This is a genomic window from Desulfofundulus thermosubterraneus DSM 16057 (assembly GCF_900142025.1).
GTDB classification, from domain to species: Bacteria; Bacillota; Desulfotomaculia; order Desulfotomaculales; family Desulfovirgulaceae; genus Desulfofundulus; species Desulfofundulus thermosubterraneus.
The window spans coordinates 64945-78647 of sequence record NZ_FQZM01000017.1 but is presented as its reverse complement, the minus strand read 5'-3'; the positions used below and the strand labels follow the sequence as shown (position 1 = coordinate 78647).

Annotated in this window: 18 protein-coding genes and 1 riboswitch; of the genes, 14 read left to right on the top strand and 4 right to left on the bottom strand. The window is 54.7% G+C overall.

The genetic code is table 11. From position 1 onward, the window contains the following. The first annotated feature begins 5 nt into the window (after positions 1-5). The gene (locus tag BUA65_RS07865) at positions 6-287 is read left to right on the top strand and encodes a group II intron maturase-specific domain-containing protein (RefSeq protein WP_341349611.1); all 282 of its coding nucleotides are present in this window, start codon (positions 6-8) and stop codon (positions 285-287) included. 169 nt (positions 288-456) lie between these two features. On the opposite strand, the gene flgM is transcribed toward BUA65_RS07865, so the two are convergent. From flgM to BUA65_RS07840, 4 genes are all read right to left on the bottom strand, one after another. After that, positions 457-759 carry a flagellar biosynthesis anti-sigma factor FlgM gene (gene flgM, locus BUA65_RS07860; protein ID WP_072868664.1) on the bottom strand — a complete coding sequence of 101 codons (303 nt, stop codon included), beginning with the start codon at positions 757-759 and terminating at the stop codon, positions 457-459. Positions 760-1138: 379 nt separating this feature from the next. Beyond that, positions 1139-1882: a DUF8196 domain-containing protein gene (locus BUA65_RS07850; protein ID WP_072868659.1), complete on the bottom strand. Its 744-nt coding sequence runs from the start codon at positions 1880-1882 to the stop codon at positions 1139-1141. Between the two features lie 86 nt (positions 1883-1968). Beyond that, a complete protein-coding gene (locus tag BUA65_RS07845; RefSeq protein ID WP_084062160.1) occupies positions 1969-2526 on the bottom strand; it encodes a nucleotidyltransferase domain-containing protein in 558 nt (185 codons plus the stop codon). A gap of 24 nt (positions 2527-2550) precedes the next feature. Continuing rightward, a complete protein-coding gene (locus BUA65_RS07840; RefSeq protein ID WP_072868658.1) occupies positions 2551-3111 on the bottom strand; it encodes a Uma2 family endonuclease in 561 nt (186 codons plus the stop codon). A gap of 247 nt (positions 3112-3358) precedes the next feature. Here BUA65_RS07840 and BUA65_RS07835 point away from each other — a divergent pair, with 247 nt between their 5' ends. The 13 genes from BUA65_RS07835 (at position 3359) to BUA65_RS07775 (ending at position 13682) form a co-directional block, all read left to right on the top strand. Further along, positions 3359-3844, top strand: coding sequence for a nucleotidyltransferase family protein (locus BUA65_RS07835; protein ID WP_072868656.1), 486 nt, complete (start codon positions 3359-3361; stop codon positions 3842-3844). Next, the gene (locus BUA65_RS07830) at positions 3841-4260 is read left to right on the top strand and encodes a HEPN domain-containing protein (RefSeq protein ID WP_072868654.1); all 420 of its coding nucleotides are present in this window, start codon (positions 3841-3843) and stop codon (positions 4258-4260) included. Before BUA65_RS07835 ends, BUA65_RS07830 begins: the two co-directional genes overlap by 4 nt. A 205-nt stretch (positions 4261-4465) precedes the next feature. Continuing rightward, complete coding sequence (locus tag BUA65_RS07825; protein ID WP_013822873.1) at positions 4466-4762, top strand: type II toxin-antitoxin system Phd/YefM family antitoxin; 297 nt, start codon at positions 4466-4468, stop codon at positions 4760-4762. After that, the gene (locus tag BUA65_RS07820; RefSeq protein WP_072868652.1) at positions 4759-5175 is read left to right on the top strand and encodes a putative toxin-antitoxin system toxin component, PIN family; all 417 of its coding nucleotides are present in this window, start codon (positions 4759-4761) and stop codon (positions 5173-5175) included. The genes BUA65_RS07825 and BUA65_RS07820 overlap by 4 nt, the downstream gene beginning before the upstream one ends. Before the next feature lie 38 nt (positions 5176-5213). Continuing rightward, the gene (gene pseC / locus BUA65_RS07815) at positions 5214-6449 is read left to right on the top strand and encodes a UDP-4-amino-4,6-dideoxy-N-acetyl-beta-L-altrosamine transaminase (RefSeq protein ID WP_072868651.1); all 1236 of its coding nucleotides are present in this window, start codon (positions 5214-5216) and stop codon (positions 6447-6449) included. 191 nt (positions 6450-6640) lie between these two features. Then, a riboswitch (cyclic di-GMP riboswitch) is annotated at positions 6641-6728 on the top strand. A gap of 105 nt (positions 6729-6833) precedes the next feature. After that, positions 6834-7235 carry a flagellar basal body rod protein FlgB gene (gene flgB / locus BUA65_RS07810; protein WP_072868649.1) on the top strand — a complete coding sequence of 134 codons (402 nt, stop codon included), beginning with the start codon at positions 6834-6836 and terminating at the stop codon, positions 7233-7235. Positions 7236-7241: 6 nt separating this feature from the next. Continuing rightward, the gene (gene flgC, locus BUA65_RS07805; RefSeq protein WP_072868647.1) at positions 7242-7688 is read left to right on the top strand and encodes a flagellar basal body rod protein FlgC; all 447 of its coding nucleotides are present in this window, start codon (positions 7242-7244) and stop codon (positions 7686-7688) included. 434 nt (positions 7689-8122) lie between these two features. Then, entirely contained in the window at positions 8123-8422 is a 300-nt protein-coding gene (fliE, locus tag BUA65_RS07800; RefSeq protein ID WP_072868646.1) for a flagellar hook-basal body complex protein FliE, read from the top strand. A gap of 16 nt (positions 8423-8438) precedes the next feature. Further along, positions 8439-9974, top strand: coding sequence for a flagellar basal-body MS-ring/collar protein FliF (fliF, locus tag BUA65_RS07795; protein WP_072868644.1), 1536 nt, complete (start codon positions 8439-8441; stop codon positions 9972-9974). A 6-nt stretch (positions 9975-9980) separates the two neighbouring features. Continuing rightward, positions 9981-10985, top strand: a complete 1005-nt coding sequence (fliG, locus tag BUA65_RS07790) for a flagellar motor switch protein FliG (protein WP_072868642.1) — start codon at positions 9981-9983, stop codon at positions 10983-10985. Continuing rightward, positions 10969-11760, top strand: a complete 792-nt coding sequence (locus BUA65_RS07785; protein WP_072868641.1) for a FliH/SctL family protein — start codon at positions 10969-10971, stop codon at positions 11758-11760. Before fliG ends, BUA65_RS07785 begins: the two co-directional genes overlap by 17 nt. 86 nt (positions 11761-11846) lie before the next feature. After that, complete coding sequence (gene fliI, locus BUA65_RS07780; protein ID WP_072868639.1) at positions 11847-13163, top strand: flagellar protein export ATPase FliI; 1317 nt, start codon at positions 11847-11849, stop codon at positions 13161-13163. 81 nt (positions 13164-13244) lie between these two features. Next, positions 13245-13682 (top strand): flagellar export protein FliJ, encoded by a 438-nt coding sequence (locus BUA65_RS07775; RefSeq protein WP_072868637.1) that lies wholly within the window; start codon positions 13245-13247, stop codon positions 13680-13682. The last annotated feature ends 21 nt before the right edge of the window (positions 13683-13703 follow it).

Here is a 13703-nt window from a genome sequence, read left to right as displayed (position 1 = left end):
TTGCCCTGGCCGAAACGCCCAGCATTTTCAAGAACCTGGAAGGCTGGATGCGGAGGAGGCTGCGCATGTGCCTCTGGAAGCAGTGGAAGCGAGTGCGGACAAGATACCGCGAGCTGCGTGCACTGGGACTGCCTGAATGGGTAGTACATGAATTCGCCAACGCTCGCAGAGGGCCATGGCGGATGGCCCACGGGCCAATGAACAGAGCCCTGGGCAACGCCTACTGGCAGTCCCAGGGCCTGATGAGCTTAACCGAACGCTATCAAAGTCTTCGTCAAGCTTGGTGAACCGCCGGATGCGGACCCGCATGTCCGGTGGTGTGAGAGGACGGGGGCTAGCCGCCCCCTCCTACTCGATACACCTGCGCTCAAGCCGGCTCACAACCCCGGCACCGCCCATAACTAACCGGCCGCTCCAGCGGGGGCGGCACCCGCCCGTCCGCACCGCATCCCGGCATCACACATGCCTGTCCAGCCGGCGCTCTTCCATGATGCCCGCCGCCACCCTTTCCCGGTCGACAAGGTAGGTGCCTTCCGCAAGCCGTTTTTTTAGCGATTCAACCAGTTCATCCCTGACTTCAGGAAGCTTTTTTAAATGTGCCCGGTAGAGCTGTAATTCCTGTGCCCGGTCGGAGATTTCCACGGAGTCGGCCCGTGGGAAATGTTTGGGGCTGCCGTTCTTCTTGCTTTCTTCTATCTTAAGACTTTTCTGGTAAACGTCCATAACCTGCCGGGGATCAAGATTATTGGTAATCCTCATTGCCCATCTACCCCCTGTTAAAACCGTGCGCAGCGGTTTCCCTGCTGTCATCCTGTAAAGGTGTTCTCTTAACTTTAATTCGGAAGAAACCCGGAATTTCTTTAGCTGTTGTTGCGGAAAATATTTGGTGCCAGGCACAACTTATTAACTTATTGGAGTGGGACCGTCCCCCGGCCCCTTAACGGTTCCTTTTTCCGCTTTCCGCGGCTTGGTGCTGAGGAACCCGCGGGCCGCTCCCGAAGCCGATGAAAGGAATGATCGTGGTGGAGAAGGGCATGGAAACGGGAAGATACTGAGCCCGGAGACCAGGGCGGAATTCGAGGGAAAGATGCACCGCAATGAGGGTTTTGTGCCAGTCCAGTTTTGTGAAAATCAAAACCTACAGCCACTCGAAGCTCTGGATCACGATGACTCCTTCCGCCCGGGCCTTTTCTATGGCCTGGGGCTTGGCGAAATGGGTGACCAGAAGTTTGATTATTTTTGTGCCGGGATATTCCCTAGCCACGGCAGCAACCTTTCGCTTCAACTGCCCGAGCTTTTTACCGGCACTGGTGAACTTAAGTTCCGTTTCTCCCACGATGATTATGTTTTCGCCGTTTTGCGTCCCGCGGCCAAAGAAGTTGATCTCCTCTTCACCTATATACTTGCGGACAAATTTTTCGGTGACAGCAATGCCCAGTTGTTTCAGGTAGGCCGGTAGCTTCTGGTAGGCCTCGTTTTCCAGGGCGTAGGCCATGCTTTTGGCTAGGCCGTTTTGTTCGGTTCTCAGGTTTGCGGTTATGCGGCAGAGACCACGCATCTCCTCGGCCAGTGCTTTGACACTTTGTTCAGTTTTTTTCTGCGCCTCAGCCAGTTCCTCAACCTTTGCTTCCGTTCTCTTCTGTGCCTCAGCCAGCTCCTCAACTTTTTCGGCTAGTTTATCAACTCTCGCTTCCGTCCTTTTCTGCGCCTCACCCAATTCTCTGACGATCTCTTTTAATTCGTTAAAATCACGCGCCCTCACGACATCACTAAGCTGCAGGCGTAAAATCTCGTACATATCTGCCAGCACGCTGGCCTGATTTCTGTCAAAATAAGTATAAAACCTCTGTTTTATGTCCCTTCTTTCATGTGTTTCATTCATAGGAACCATCCCCTAGTTATGAATTAAGTAACGGTCGTGCAGACCTTTCCCAAAGCAGCAGAATCACCGCTCTTAAAGGGCGGGCGTTACTGGAGCAAATCATTTAGAATCTGCCTGGTCAGGGGCTGGAAGTCCAGGTAGTCCCGCCAGGTTTTTTCTATGAAGTCATATGTTTCTTCGTCATCCCTGGATACCAGCAGCAGGCCTCGGGTCACATGATAACAAAACCCGTTGCCGGCCTGGTTTAAGGCGTGTACATCCACCGGTATGTGCAGCAGGGAGGTCAGCTCCACAGAGAGATCCAGGGCCAGATCAAAAATAGTTTCCGGGTCAAGCTCAGGCTCAAAATAAACACCAATATCAATATCACGGCAGGGAATCTCATCCAGAAAAGAACCGTGTAAAAAGGCAAAGCGTATTTCCGGGCGTTTATGCAGGAATTCCTTAAGCCGGGCTGTTATTTGCTCCTTTTGCCCGGCTGTAAATGAGTATCTTTTTTGTTCAAAATCCATTTTCTCAAATAATTCCATCTCATCCATATGTTCTTTCCGGTCATCTCCATCATGCTCCATTCCGGCCATCACCCCCATATGCTGCAACACTTCTTTCAGGTGGCCCTGCATGTATTTCCGGTAATTGTTCATCGTCCCACGTCCCTTGAAACCCTCTTAAGAAACGTCAAAAATCTCCTTCAGGTTAATTTCCAGCTCCGGTAGGAGGGGGGAAACCAGCGTATCCTCTTCGTCATAAACACCTGCCCGGTACCAGCCTTTATCCTCCCGGGCAAAAACCTCCGCAAGCTGCACTGCCGGATCTATGAGCCAGTATTCCTTTACTCCGGTGGTGTAATACAACTGGCTTTTTTGTTTACGGTCGTATTTTTGTGTGGATGGGGAAAGGACCTCAATGATCAGGTCCGGTGGCCCTTGAATGTTTGTTTCTGATATAATGGACAAACGTTCATGAGTGATATAGATTATATCGGGAGAAACCACCTGGTTGCCAAAAATTACGTCCACATCCAGAAAAATTTTCCCCTGTATGTTTCGCTGCTTGAGAAAATTGTGCAGGGCGACATACAACCTGCCAACAACCTCCTGGTGCAGCGGCCGCGGCTTTGGCGTCATGAACAGCTTTCCCCCGATAATTTCATATTCGTACTCATCGTCTAACTGTAAGTAATCTTCATAGGTATACCATTTATCGGATTTGATTATTATTTCCTGCATAACAACACCACCTGCTTGTTGGCAGCAAAGGTAAATCACCCACGCTTCTGCATTCCGGCACTATTATACCATTTTACGTATTCCTGAGAAAATATAATTACGCTCTCATTTTTTCGGCGGGTCGATCTCCTTCTGGCACCTACTTAAATTCTATACGGCCTAACGATTCCTTTCCCTTGATGTTCATGCCGCCGTATGATACGATATTAAAAAATTTGAAGCCACCCATATGTTTTAAGGTGATATCATGTACCGCCAGGAATTTGAACTGGCCCTTGAACTGCTGGTGCCGGCCGTAAAGGAGGTTTACGGCTCCCGTTTGGTGTCCCTGGCCGTTTTTGGTTCGGTAGGCCGCGGTACGCCCCGGCCGGATTCGGACATCGACCTGCTGCTGGTGGCCGAAGACCTGCCGCGGGGCCGGATGAAGAGAATGGCCGAATTTGCCGTAGTGGAAGAGAAAATGCAGCAAGAATCCTCCCGGTTCACTCATATAGTGCCGGACCTGTCCCCTGTAATCAAGGAAAAACAGGAAGTTCTGCAGGGCAGCCTGCTGTTTCTGGACATGGTTGACGACGTGAAAATTTTATATGACCGGGGAAATTTTCTGGCCCGCTACCTGGTCCGCCTGCGGAAAAGACTGCAGCAATTGGGTGCGCGGAAAATTTACCGCGGCGGCGCCTGGTACTGGGTGTTAAAGAAGGACTACAAACAGGGTGAGGTGATCGAAATTTGACCAGCACCACCCTGGCCCAGAGTTATTTGCTCAAAGCCACCAAAAGGTTGAAAATACTGCCCGTTCTATTTGAGGAAGAAGCCTATTCCGACGTAATCCGCGAAGCCCAGGAGATTGTGGAGCTAGCCCTGAAAGGCGTGCTGCGCTGGATTGGGGTGGACCCGCCCAAACAGCACGATGTGGGTTATTTACTGGTGGAGTTCCATGACCGCCTGCCGCCCGAAGTCGGGCGGGAAGCGCACAGGCTGGCCAAAATATCCAAGTGGCTGCGGAAAGAGCGGGAGTTTGCCTTCTACGGCGATGTGGACTTCATTCCTACGGAAGAGTATACGAAAGAAGATGCGGCGAGGGCGATGGAGGACGCCCGCTTCACCGTGCAAATGGCAGCTCTGGTAATCGGGCCGCAGGAAGATTAATGCCGGTCAGTCATCGGGCCGGCCGTTTTCGTTTTGAAGCAACTTTTGCTCTACAGATAGCAGCCGCGTAAGATTTCAGCAGGTGCCGGGAGGGGAAAAGCCCGTGATCTTGACGCGGACTTAATGAAAGCAGGGTTTGACAGCGGAAACATTAAAGAATATAATAATGTTAACATTAAGTTATTCTTTAATGGAGGAATCAATCATGGAACGGATTATCGGGATTAACGAGGCCCGGCCCAGACTCACGTCCATTATCGAATCACTGACCCTCGGCGCGGAGCCGGTTATACTCACCGTTAACAGTGAACCCAAAAGCGTGCTGCTTAATTATGAGGAATATTGCCGGCTCCGAAAAATTGAAAAAGATTGTAAGCGTTTAGCCCTCCAGCTGGCGATGGAAAAGATCAGGTCCAGTGCCGGGAAGGCAAAGATTACGGAAGAGGATGTTCTGGAAGAGGTACGGCTCGTAAGGAACCGAAAAAGAGGATACAGGCAATGAGGGTAGTTCTGGATACTAATGTTATTATATCCGGTATTCTCATTCCGAACGGGCCTCCTGGAATGATCGTAGATTTTTGGGCGAAAGGCAAACTCACCGTTGTTATAAGCCAGTCACTGTTGGAGGAATATCTGGAGGTATTGCTGCGTCCAAAGTTTAATAAGGTAGGTACAATCAATGAGAGACAGGGTATTTTAGAGCAATTCCTTGACCTGGAAAATACGGTTTTGGTATCTCCTGATTTCCAGTTAAACGTTATAGAAAATGATCCTGACGATAATAGAGTTCTGGAGTGCGCGCTGGAGGGTGGGGTTCAATACATTGTTTCCGGAGATGAGCACCTCTTAGCCCTGAAAGAGTTCCAGGGTATTATCATTGTTTCACCGGCAGAATTTGTTAAGCTTTGTGTATAGTTTATCAAAAAACTTGAAAAAGGAGCAATAACCTGCACATGGGAACTCGTGCCGACCACCTTGATCCACAAATACCCGCCATTGACGGGGGTGAACCCGTACGGGAAACCTATCTTCCCTATGCCCGGCAGTGGATTGAAGAAGACGACGTCGAGGCCGTCACCCGGGTACTGCGGGGAGACTGGCTGACCACCGGCCCGACCCTGGCCGAATTCGAAAAGCAATTTGCCGCCCGGGTAGGCGCCCGTTATGCCGTGGCCTTCTCCAGCGGGACGGCGGCCCTGCACGCGGCCTGTTTTGCCGCCGGTGTGGGTAGGGGTGACGAAGTGATTACCAGCCCCATTACCTTCGTGGCCAGCGCCAACTGCGCCCTCTACCTGGGGGCGAAACCCGTGTTTGCGGACATAGATCCGCGCACATATAATATCGACCCGGCAGAAATAGAAAAAAAGATCACTCCGCAAACAAAGGCGATCATTCCCGTACATTTCACCGGACAGCCCTGCGATCTGGATGCCATTCACGCCCTGGCTGAAAAGCACAATCTTGTGGTCATTGAAGATGCCTGCCACGCCCTGGGGGCGGAATATAAAGGGCAGCCCATCGGCTGCTTGAGCGATATGACCGTATTCAGCTTCCACCCGGTGAAACACATCACCACCGGGGAAGGGGGAATGGTAACCACCAATTCCGGCGAACTGTACCAGTGGCTGCTGCTTTTCCGCAACCACGGGATCACCCGGGACCGGGAATTGATGGTGGAAGATCAGGGCCCCTGGTACTACGAAATGCTGGACGTTGGTTACAACTACCGCCTCACGGATATCCAGGCTGCCCTGGGTTTGAGCCAGCTGCGCAAGTTGGACCGTTTTCTGGAGCGCAGGCGCGAGATTGCCCGCACTTATAACGAGGCCTTTGCCAGCCTGCCCGAAGTGGAAATCCCGTACCAGGCGCCATACGGCCGTTCGTCCTGGCACCTTTACGTGCTGGCTCTAAACCTGAACCTTCTAAAAGTGGGGCGGCGTGAGGTCTTCGAAGCCCTGCGGGCGGAAAACATCGGGGTAAACGTGCATTATATCCCCGTGTACCGCCATCCCTACTACCGCTGGCTCGGAGACCCGGACAGCTGCAGCCTTTCCGGGTTTTACTGTTTCCACGCAGAAGAGCTGTACGAGCGGATTATCACCCTGCCCCTTTATCCGGCTATGAGTGACGGGGATGTACGGGACGTGATCACGGCGGTGCGCAGGGTTATAGCCTGGACACGAAAGTGAAAGGTAATTCCACCACTTTCGTCTTAGTCGATGCTTTCTTTGGTTTTTACTCTATGTCTTGTGTCAAAAAGCTTAAGTCTTTGTTATTTTTTTGTGTTTCTTCTTCTCTATAGAAGGAATTTGGGAGATCGTGTCAAATAACTTAGTTACCAAAGTCAACCTGCTTTTTAAAAAATAACCCACCTTAGCACATTGTCCAGGGGCAAACTTCACCGAAAGGGAGGGACGCAAAGCCACGGGCCTAAAGCGGACTCCCGCTAAGGCAGCCGGGTTGCGACAATGCTTCCCGACCTCCGGGTCGGTTTTTTTAACAATAATTTACATGGGTGGTACATTGCGGGGAGCGGCCCCCAAAGAAGATCATGGCAGCCGGGAGGTGGTTTTTTGGATCTTTTCGCCAGTCCCATTCTGGTGGCGCTGCAAAAGCAGCTGGATGCAGCGGCACTAACCCAAAGGGTAATTGCCCATAACGTGGCCAATGTGAATACGCCGGGATTTAAAAAATCTTCCGTCAGCTTTACGGAGGAACTGCGGCGGGCGCTGGGGGAGGGCGCCCTGCCGCTGCTTACCAGTGACCCCAGGCATATCGGGGCCCCGGTTCCGCTGGCCCGGGTGGAACCCACGGTGGTGAAGGAGGAAGGCACCACCATGGGTTACAACGGCAATAACGTGGACATTGATCAGGAGATGGTAAACCTAGCCGCCAATACCCTGACGTACCAGGCCGCCGCCCGGGCACTGGGCGACCGCCTGTCCCTGTTAACCTATGTCATCCGGGGGAGGTAACAGGCGATGCCTCTATTAGATATATTCGGCATTAGTGCTTCAGGCTTAACAGCATCGAGGCTCTGGCTGGATATTACGGCCAACAATATTGCCAACCTGCAAACGGCGGGCAGGCCCAACGACCCCCTGAACCCGGCCTACCGCCGGAAAGTTCCCGTGTTTGCCGAGAAACTGCGCCAGGCCCTGGACTCCCTGCCCGGCCGGCCCTCCTTCAACGCCGCCGGTGTGAGCGTGGCGGCAGTAGTGGAGGATCCTTCCCCGCCCCGGCTTGTTTACGAGCCCTCCCATCCCCTGGCCGACCCCAATACGGGATACGTGGCCTATCCCAACATCAATATTGCTAACGAGATGGTTAGCATGATTGCAGCCACCCGGGCCTACGAGGCCAACGTTACGGTTTTGAACGCGGCTAAGGACATGGTTCTGAGGGCTCTGGAAATAGGCAGGGGCTGATATTCGTATGTATTCAGTCGAATCGTGATAACATGGATGCGTCGCTGTCCGGAGCGAACGACTTGCGAAGCGCCGGTAACAGCACCCGGTGAACCCAGCACTCACTGGCAGTGGTGCTCTTTCTAGCCTGCTATGAAAGATAGTGAGCGGCATGTTTTTCCCCGTATGGCTTTTTCAGTGAGTGCTGGGCGGCTCGGCTCTCGAGGAACGCAAGATTGTCTAAGCGTAAGAAAAGCTTGAAACACATTAGTTAACAGCTTACAATGAAGTACAATTAGTCACGGGCAATCCGCAGAGAGCCAGAGCCGGCCCGAAGCGAGCCGCGGTGCTGTCGGCGCGGAGCACTGGAGTGAGCGAGGACAGCGACGCATCTAACAAGGTTCGTTGAACATTTTATAATTATTCATGTTGCTGACGAAAGGGGCACTCTGTAGATGCAGGTTTTACCCGTTTCCCCCTTAACCCTGGCACCCACGGTAAGCCAACCCACAAAACCGGACGCTGCTGCCGGTGCCCCCGGTTTCGGCCGGATGCTTGCACGGGCCCTGGAAGAGGTGAATAACGCCCAGGTGCGGGCCGACCGGGTGGGCCTCGACTTCCTTACCGGCCGGGTGCAGGAACTGCATCAGGTGACCATTGCCATGGAAGAAGCCCGGATAATGATGTCCCTGGCTGTGGAGGTGCGCAATAAAATAGTAGAAGCCTACCAGGAAATTTCGCGCATGCAGGTTTAAGGAGCTGTTGTAGTCGATGGACCCCAAACCGATCCTGGCCCCCATTAAGGAGCGGTGGCAGGCGCTGCCCCGGTCCCGGCAGGTCCTTTTCACTGCCGCTGCGGCGGGACTGCTGGCGACCGTAATTTACCTGGCCGTTCTTATTACCCAACCTGCATATGCTCCCCTGTTCACCGGCCTGGAGCCAAAACAGGCGGGCAAAATTGCCGAAGAACTGAAAAACATGAAAATACCTTACCGGCTGGAAGACGAGGGTAAAACCATCTCCGTGCCGGAGGGTCAGGTGTACAGCACCAGAATTCAGCTGGCCAGCAAGGGGATACTGGCCGATTCGGGGGCCGGGTGGGAGCTTTTTGACCGGCAAAAGTTCGGTGTCACCGACTTTGAGCAGCAGGTTAACTACCAGCGGGCGCTGCAGGAAGAACTGCGCCGCACCATTACCAGCCTGGACGAGGTGGAACAGGCCCGGGTGCACTTGGTGTTGCCCCGGGAAAGCCTCTTTCTGGACAACCAGGTGGAACCTTCTGCTTCGATAGCCTTAAAACTCAAGGGTGAATTGAAGCCCGAACAGGTAAAGGGCATTATGGATCTGGTGGTGGGCAGCGTCCAGGGAATGAAGCCGGAAAACGTACATATCATTGACATGGAGGGCAACGTCTTAAGCGATAACCTGGCCCTGGCCGACGAGCGAGCCAAGCTGGCCCGCCTGTCCATGGATCAATACCAGGTGCGCCGGCAGTATGAAAAGGAGCTGGAGACCCGCATTCAGCAGATGCTGACCAAAATCCTGGGACCAAACAAAGCGGTGGCCATGGTTACAGCCGACCTGGATTTTGACCAGCGCCAGACCACCACCACCACTGTGCAGCCGGGGCAAACTTTGAGCCAGCAAACCATTACCGAAAGCGGCTCGGGCACGGGTGCAGGTGGGGTGCCGGGAACTCCAAGCTCTCAGCCAGGAAGTACCGTTCCCGCACTGACAGGCGGCAATTCCCAGTACCAGAAGCAGCAGACCATCACCAACTATCAGCTGGGCAGCCAGCAGCAAACCCTGGTCGCCGCGCCGGGAACCCTGCGCCGGCTCTCGGTAGCCGTGGTTTTAAACGGCAACTACAGCGCACCCCAGTTGCAGCAGATCCAGGACATGGTTTCGGCAGCGGTGGGCCTGCAGCAAAACCGGGGGGATCAGATTAACGTTTCGGCCATGCCTTTTAACACTGTAAGCCAGCTGCCATTACCGGAAACCGCGCCAAAGCCATTTTCCAACTTGCTCAAATACTGGCCGGTACTGTTGGAAATAGGCGCACTTTTGGTGGGGCTGCTACTGCTCTTGCTGTTGCTGGTATTTTACCTACGCCGCCGGCGGCGGATAGCCATGCTGGAGCGACCACCGGAGCTGGTTCTGTCAGATGTCGTTCCCGGCGATGAATCGTTAACTGAAGCTGCTCATGAACCTGAACAGGAGCCTTTGCGAATCCAGGAACTGCGGGAGTTTGCCCGGCATAATCCCGCCCAGGTGGCAGAGGTATTGAAGTTGTGGCTAAGGGAGTAGGTCATCTTGAATAAGTCAAAACTAACCGGCGCAGAAAAAGCGGCTATTATTTTAATTACACTGGGAGCCGACCTCTCGGCCAGGGTTCTCAAGCATCTTCCGGAGCATGATATCGAGGTGCTTACCCGGCAAATTTCCATGCTGGAGAACATACCCAGAGATATTCAGTCATTGGTGCTGATAGAATTCTTTAAGTTAACTGAGGCACGGAATTACCTGATACGTGGCGGTTCCAAGTATGCCCGGGAGGTATTGGAAAAGGCTTTTGGCCAGCAGCGAGCTGAAGAAATTTTTGAAAAAATGTTAGCAGAGGTTCAGAGTATACCTTTCAATAATCTTCGCCGTACCGATGCTAAACAATTGCTCAATTTCATCCGGGACGAACATCCTCAAACTATTGCTCTGATCCTGACCCACTTAGTACCGGAACAGGCGGCATTCATCCTTTCCTCCCTTCCACCAGAAAAGCAGAGCGATATTGCCCGGCGAATAGCCATCATGGACCGCGTGCCTCCGGAAGTGATAAAAGAAGTGGAAGGAATACTGGAGAGAAAACTCTCCGTGGTAGTGCAACAGGAACAGGTCGTTGGCGGTGTAAAGGCCCTGGTCAATATCCTGAACCGGGTGGACCGCAGCACCGAAAAAACCATCCTGGAAGAACTGGAAGTTTCCGACCCCGACCTGGCCGACGATGTACGCAAGAGAATGTTTGTTTTCGAGGATATCGTCAAGCTCCACGATACGGCCATCCAGCGGGTCCTGCGGGAGGTGGATACCAAAGATCTGGCCAGGGCCATGCGGGGGGCCAACGAGGAAGTTAACGAGCGCATCTTCAAGAACATGTCCCGCCGGGCGGCCGATATGCTGCGGGAGGAAATTCAGTTCATGGGGCCGGTACGCCTGCGGGATGTGGAAGAAGCCCAGCAGCGCATAGTGCAGATTATCCGCCGCCTGGACGAAACGGGCGAAATTATTATCGCACGGGGTGGAGAGGATGCGATCATCATTTAGGATCATCCGGGGGAGCGTATCCTGCGATGAGGACCCCGTCTTTATAGCTCTCCGCTACGATTTTCCCGTACTGCCTTTAAACCGGGACGAACACAACGAGGGCAGCGGGAACGGCTGGGGGCAGATGGTTTCTCCGGATGAAACCCGGGCAAAAAGCGAAGAAATCCTGGCTGCGGCCCAAAGGGAAGCCGCAGCCATACTGGAAAAGGCACGGCACGAAGCGGAGGTTCTGGCCCGAGAAACGGCCGCCAGAGCCCGGGAAGAAGGGCTGCAGGAAGGGTGGGAGGAAGGCTACCGGGAAGGTTACCGCAAAGCCGTGGAAGATGCTGCGGCCGAGGCCCGGACCTTGAGGGAAGAAGCCCGCCTGGTACTGCAGCAGGCCGAAGAAATCCGCCGGACCACCCTGGAAAACCTGGAGGGAGAAATGGTGGCCCTGGCCCGGGAAATGGCGGAAAAAATTGTGGCCGCCCAGTTGACCATCGACCCCGCCATAGTGCTGAATATAGCGCGGGAAGCTCTGGAAGCGGCCCGAATACGGGAACAGGTGGTTATTTATGTAAACCCGGAACAGAAGAAGTTGATGGAAGAAAGACGGGAGGAAATACTCCTTACCCTGCCCCCCGGAACGGTCCTGAATATTATAGGTGACCCGGCCATAGAACCGGGTGGGTGCCGTATCGAAACGACCGACGGCAGGGTGGACGCTACCCTGGACGCCCGCTGGCAGGCCCTGGAGGAAGTGTTGAGGGAAGCTGGACTGCAAGTTGCCGGGTAAGGGAGGGTAGAACCCTCATAGTTTTCGGAGGCTTCACCGGAACGAGCGAAAGCCAGAACAGGATTTGGAAAGGGGGGATAACGCAGATGGCTCTACCCCAAATCGATCTGGAACGATGGCGCCGGCGGGTGCGGGCGGCCAAACTGCTGCGCCCCACCGGGCAGGTGGTGCGTGTTATCGGCCTGACCGTGGAGGTGCGGGGCATTGCTGCCCGCATCGGTGAAATCTGCGACATCCACGTGCCCGGCGAAGCACCGGTGGTGACCGAGGTGGTGGGTTTCCGGGAAGATGTCACCCTGCTTATGCCCCTGGGGGAACTGCGGGGCATTTTCCCCGGCTGCAGCGTGGTGCCCCGGGGCCGGGGCCTGTCGGTGGCGGTGGGAGAACACCTCCTGGGGCGGGTACTGGACGGGCTGGGCCGGCCCATGGACGGCCGGGAGCTCATTGCTCCGGACCAGTGTTACGTACCGGTGGACAACTCCCCGCCCAACCCACTGTCCAGACAGCGCATAAGGCAGATATTTTCCACCGGGGTACGGGCCATCGATGCCTTTCTCACCTGCGGCCGGGGACAGCGCCTGGGTATTTTTGCCGGCAGCGGGGTGGGCAAGAGTACGCTTTTGGGTATGGTAGCCCGGTACAGCAATGCCGATGTGAATGTGATCGCCCTGGTGGGGGAACGGGGCCGGGAAGTGCGGGACTTCATTGAAGGGGACCTGGGTCCGGAAGGCCTGGCCCGTTCAGTGGTAGTGGCCGCTACTTCGGACCAGCCGGCGCTGGTGCGGGTAAAGGCCGCCTTTCTGGCCAGCGCCATTGCCGAATATTTCCGCGACCAGGGTAAAGACGTACTGCTTCTCATGGACTCGGTCACCCGTTTTGCCATGGCCCAGCGGGAGGTGGGCCTGGCCATCGGCGAACCCCCGGCCACCCGGGGTTACACCCCTTCGGTTTTTGCCCTGTTGCCCCGGTTGCTGGAACGCTCGGGGATGGGGGCTACGGGTTCCATCACCGCCTTTTATACCGTGCTGGTGGAAGGGGACGATCTGAATGAGCCAATTACCGATGCGGTGCGGGGCATCCTGGACGGGCATATCGTCCTGTCCCGGGAAATGGCGGCCCAAAACCACTACCCGGCCATCGATGTATTACAGAGCGTAAGCCGGGTAATGCCGGAGATAGTGGATCGGGAACACTTAGCCCGGGCCGACCGGCTGCGGGACCTGCTGGCCACCTACCGCCAGTCGGAGGATTTAATCAACATCGGCGCCTACGTGGCCGGGTCCAACCCCCGGATTGACGCCGCGGTAAAGGCCTATCCCCGCATTGTGCAGTTTTTACGCCAGGACATGCACGAGTACAGCAGCTTTGAGGAAACGATGAAGACCTTACCCGATCCCGGATAAATGATTGGCCCGTCCGGCGGTAGAAGGGCCGCCGCTTTCGGTGCCGTTTGTTGCACACCTGAAGCTTAAGGAGTGTCTGGCATGCGCAAATTTCGTTTTCGCCTGCAACCTGTACTGCAGTTCAGGGAACAGAAGGAAGAGCAGGCCATCCTGGCCCACTCCCGGGCACAGCGGGAATACATGGACCGGGTGGAAGAGCTGAACAGAACAACCTCCCTGCTGGAAGAAAGCTTTGCCGGTTGCAGCGTAGGGCCAATGCGGCCGGAGAACGAATTTCACCTGTTGCTCTGGCGGGAGTGGCTTATAAATGACCGGAACCGCCGTCAGGAAGAGGTGGCCAGGGCCAATGAGAAGCTGATGCGCTGCCGGATGGAAGCCTTTGAGGCCCGGCGCCAGAGAATGGTTTTACAAAGACTTAAGGAAAAGCAACTTCACGCCCACACCCTGCAGGCAAACCGAGCCGAACAAAAGGAAACAGACGAACAAGGGCTCAGGCGGTTCTGGTGCCGCCGGAATTAAGCAGTAAGCTGCCTGCGGGAT

Bases quoted from the DNA above. Each gene is read 5' to 3' on its own strand.
- flgM (WP_072868664.1), bottom strand. From the start codon at position 759: ATGAGGATTACCAATAATCTTGATCCCCGGCAGGTTATGGACGTTTAC.
- BUA65_RS07850 (WP_072868659.1), bottom strand. From the start codon at position 1,882: ATGAATGAAACACATGAAAGAAGGGACATAAAACAGAGGTTTTATACT.
- BUA65_RS07845 (WP_084062160.1), bottom strand. From the start codon at position 2,526: ATGAACAATTACCGGAAATACATGCAGGGCCACCTGAAAGAAGTGTTG.
- BUA65_RS07840 (WP_072868658.1), bottom strand. From the start codon at position 3,111: ATGCAGGAAATAATAATCAAATCCGATAAATGGTATACCTATGAAGAT.
- BUA65_RS07835 (WP_072868656.1), top strand. From the start codon at position 3,359: ATGTACCGCCAGGAATTTGAACTGGCCCTTGAACTGCTGGTGCCGGCC.
- BUA65_RS07825 (WP_013822873.1), top strand. From the start codon at position 4,466: ATGGAACGGATTATCGGGATTAACGAGGCCCGGCCCAGACTCACGTCC.
- BUA65_RS07820 (WP_072868652.1), top strand. From the start codon at position 4,759: ATGAGGGTAGTTCTGGATACTAATGTTATTATATCCGGTATTCTCATT.
- pseC (WP_072868651.1), top strand. From the start codon at position 5,214: ATGGGAACTCGTGCCGACCACCTTGATCCACAAATACCCGCCATTGAC.
- flgC (WP_072868647.1), top strand. From the start codon at position 7,242: ATGCCTCTATTAGATATATTCGGCATTAGTGCTTCAGGCTTAACAGCA.
- fliE (WP_072868646.1), top strand. From the start codon at position 8,123: ATGCAGGTTTTACCCGTTTCCCCCTTAACCCTGGCACCCACGGTAAGC.
- fliF (WP_072868644.1), top strand. From the start codon at position 8,439: ATGGACCCCAAACCGATCCTGGCCCCCATTAAGGAGCGGTGGCAGGCG.
- BUA65_RS07785 (WP_072868641.1), top strand. From the start codon at position 10,969: ATGCGATCATCATTTAGGATCATCCGGGGGAGCGTATCCTGCGATGAG.
- fliI (WP_072868639.1), top strand. From the start codon at position 11,847: ATGGCTCTACCCCAAATCGATCTGGAACGATGGCGCCGGCGGGTGCGG.
- BUA65_RS07775 (WP_072868637.1), top strand. From the start codon at position 13,245: ATGCGCAAATTTCGTTTTCGCCTGCAACCTGTACTGCAGTTCAGGGAA.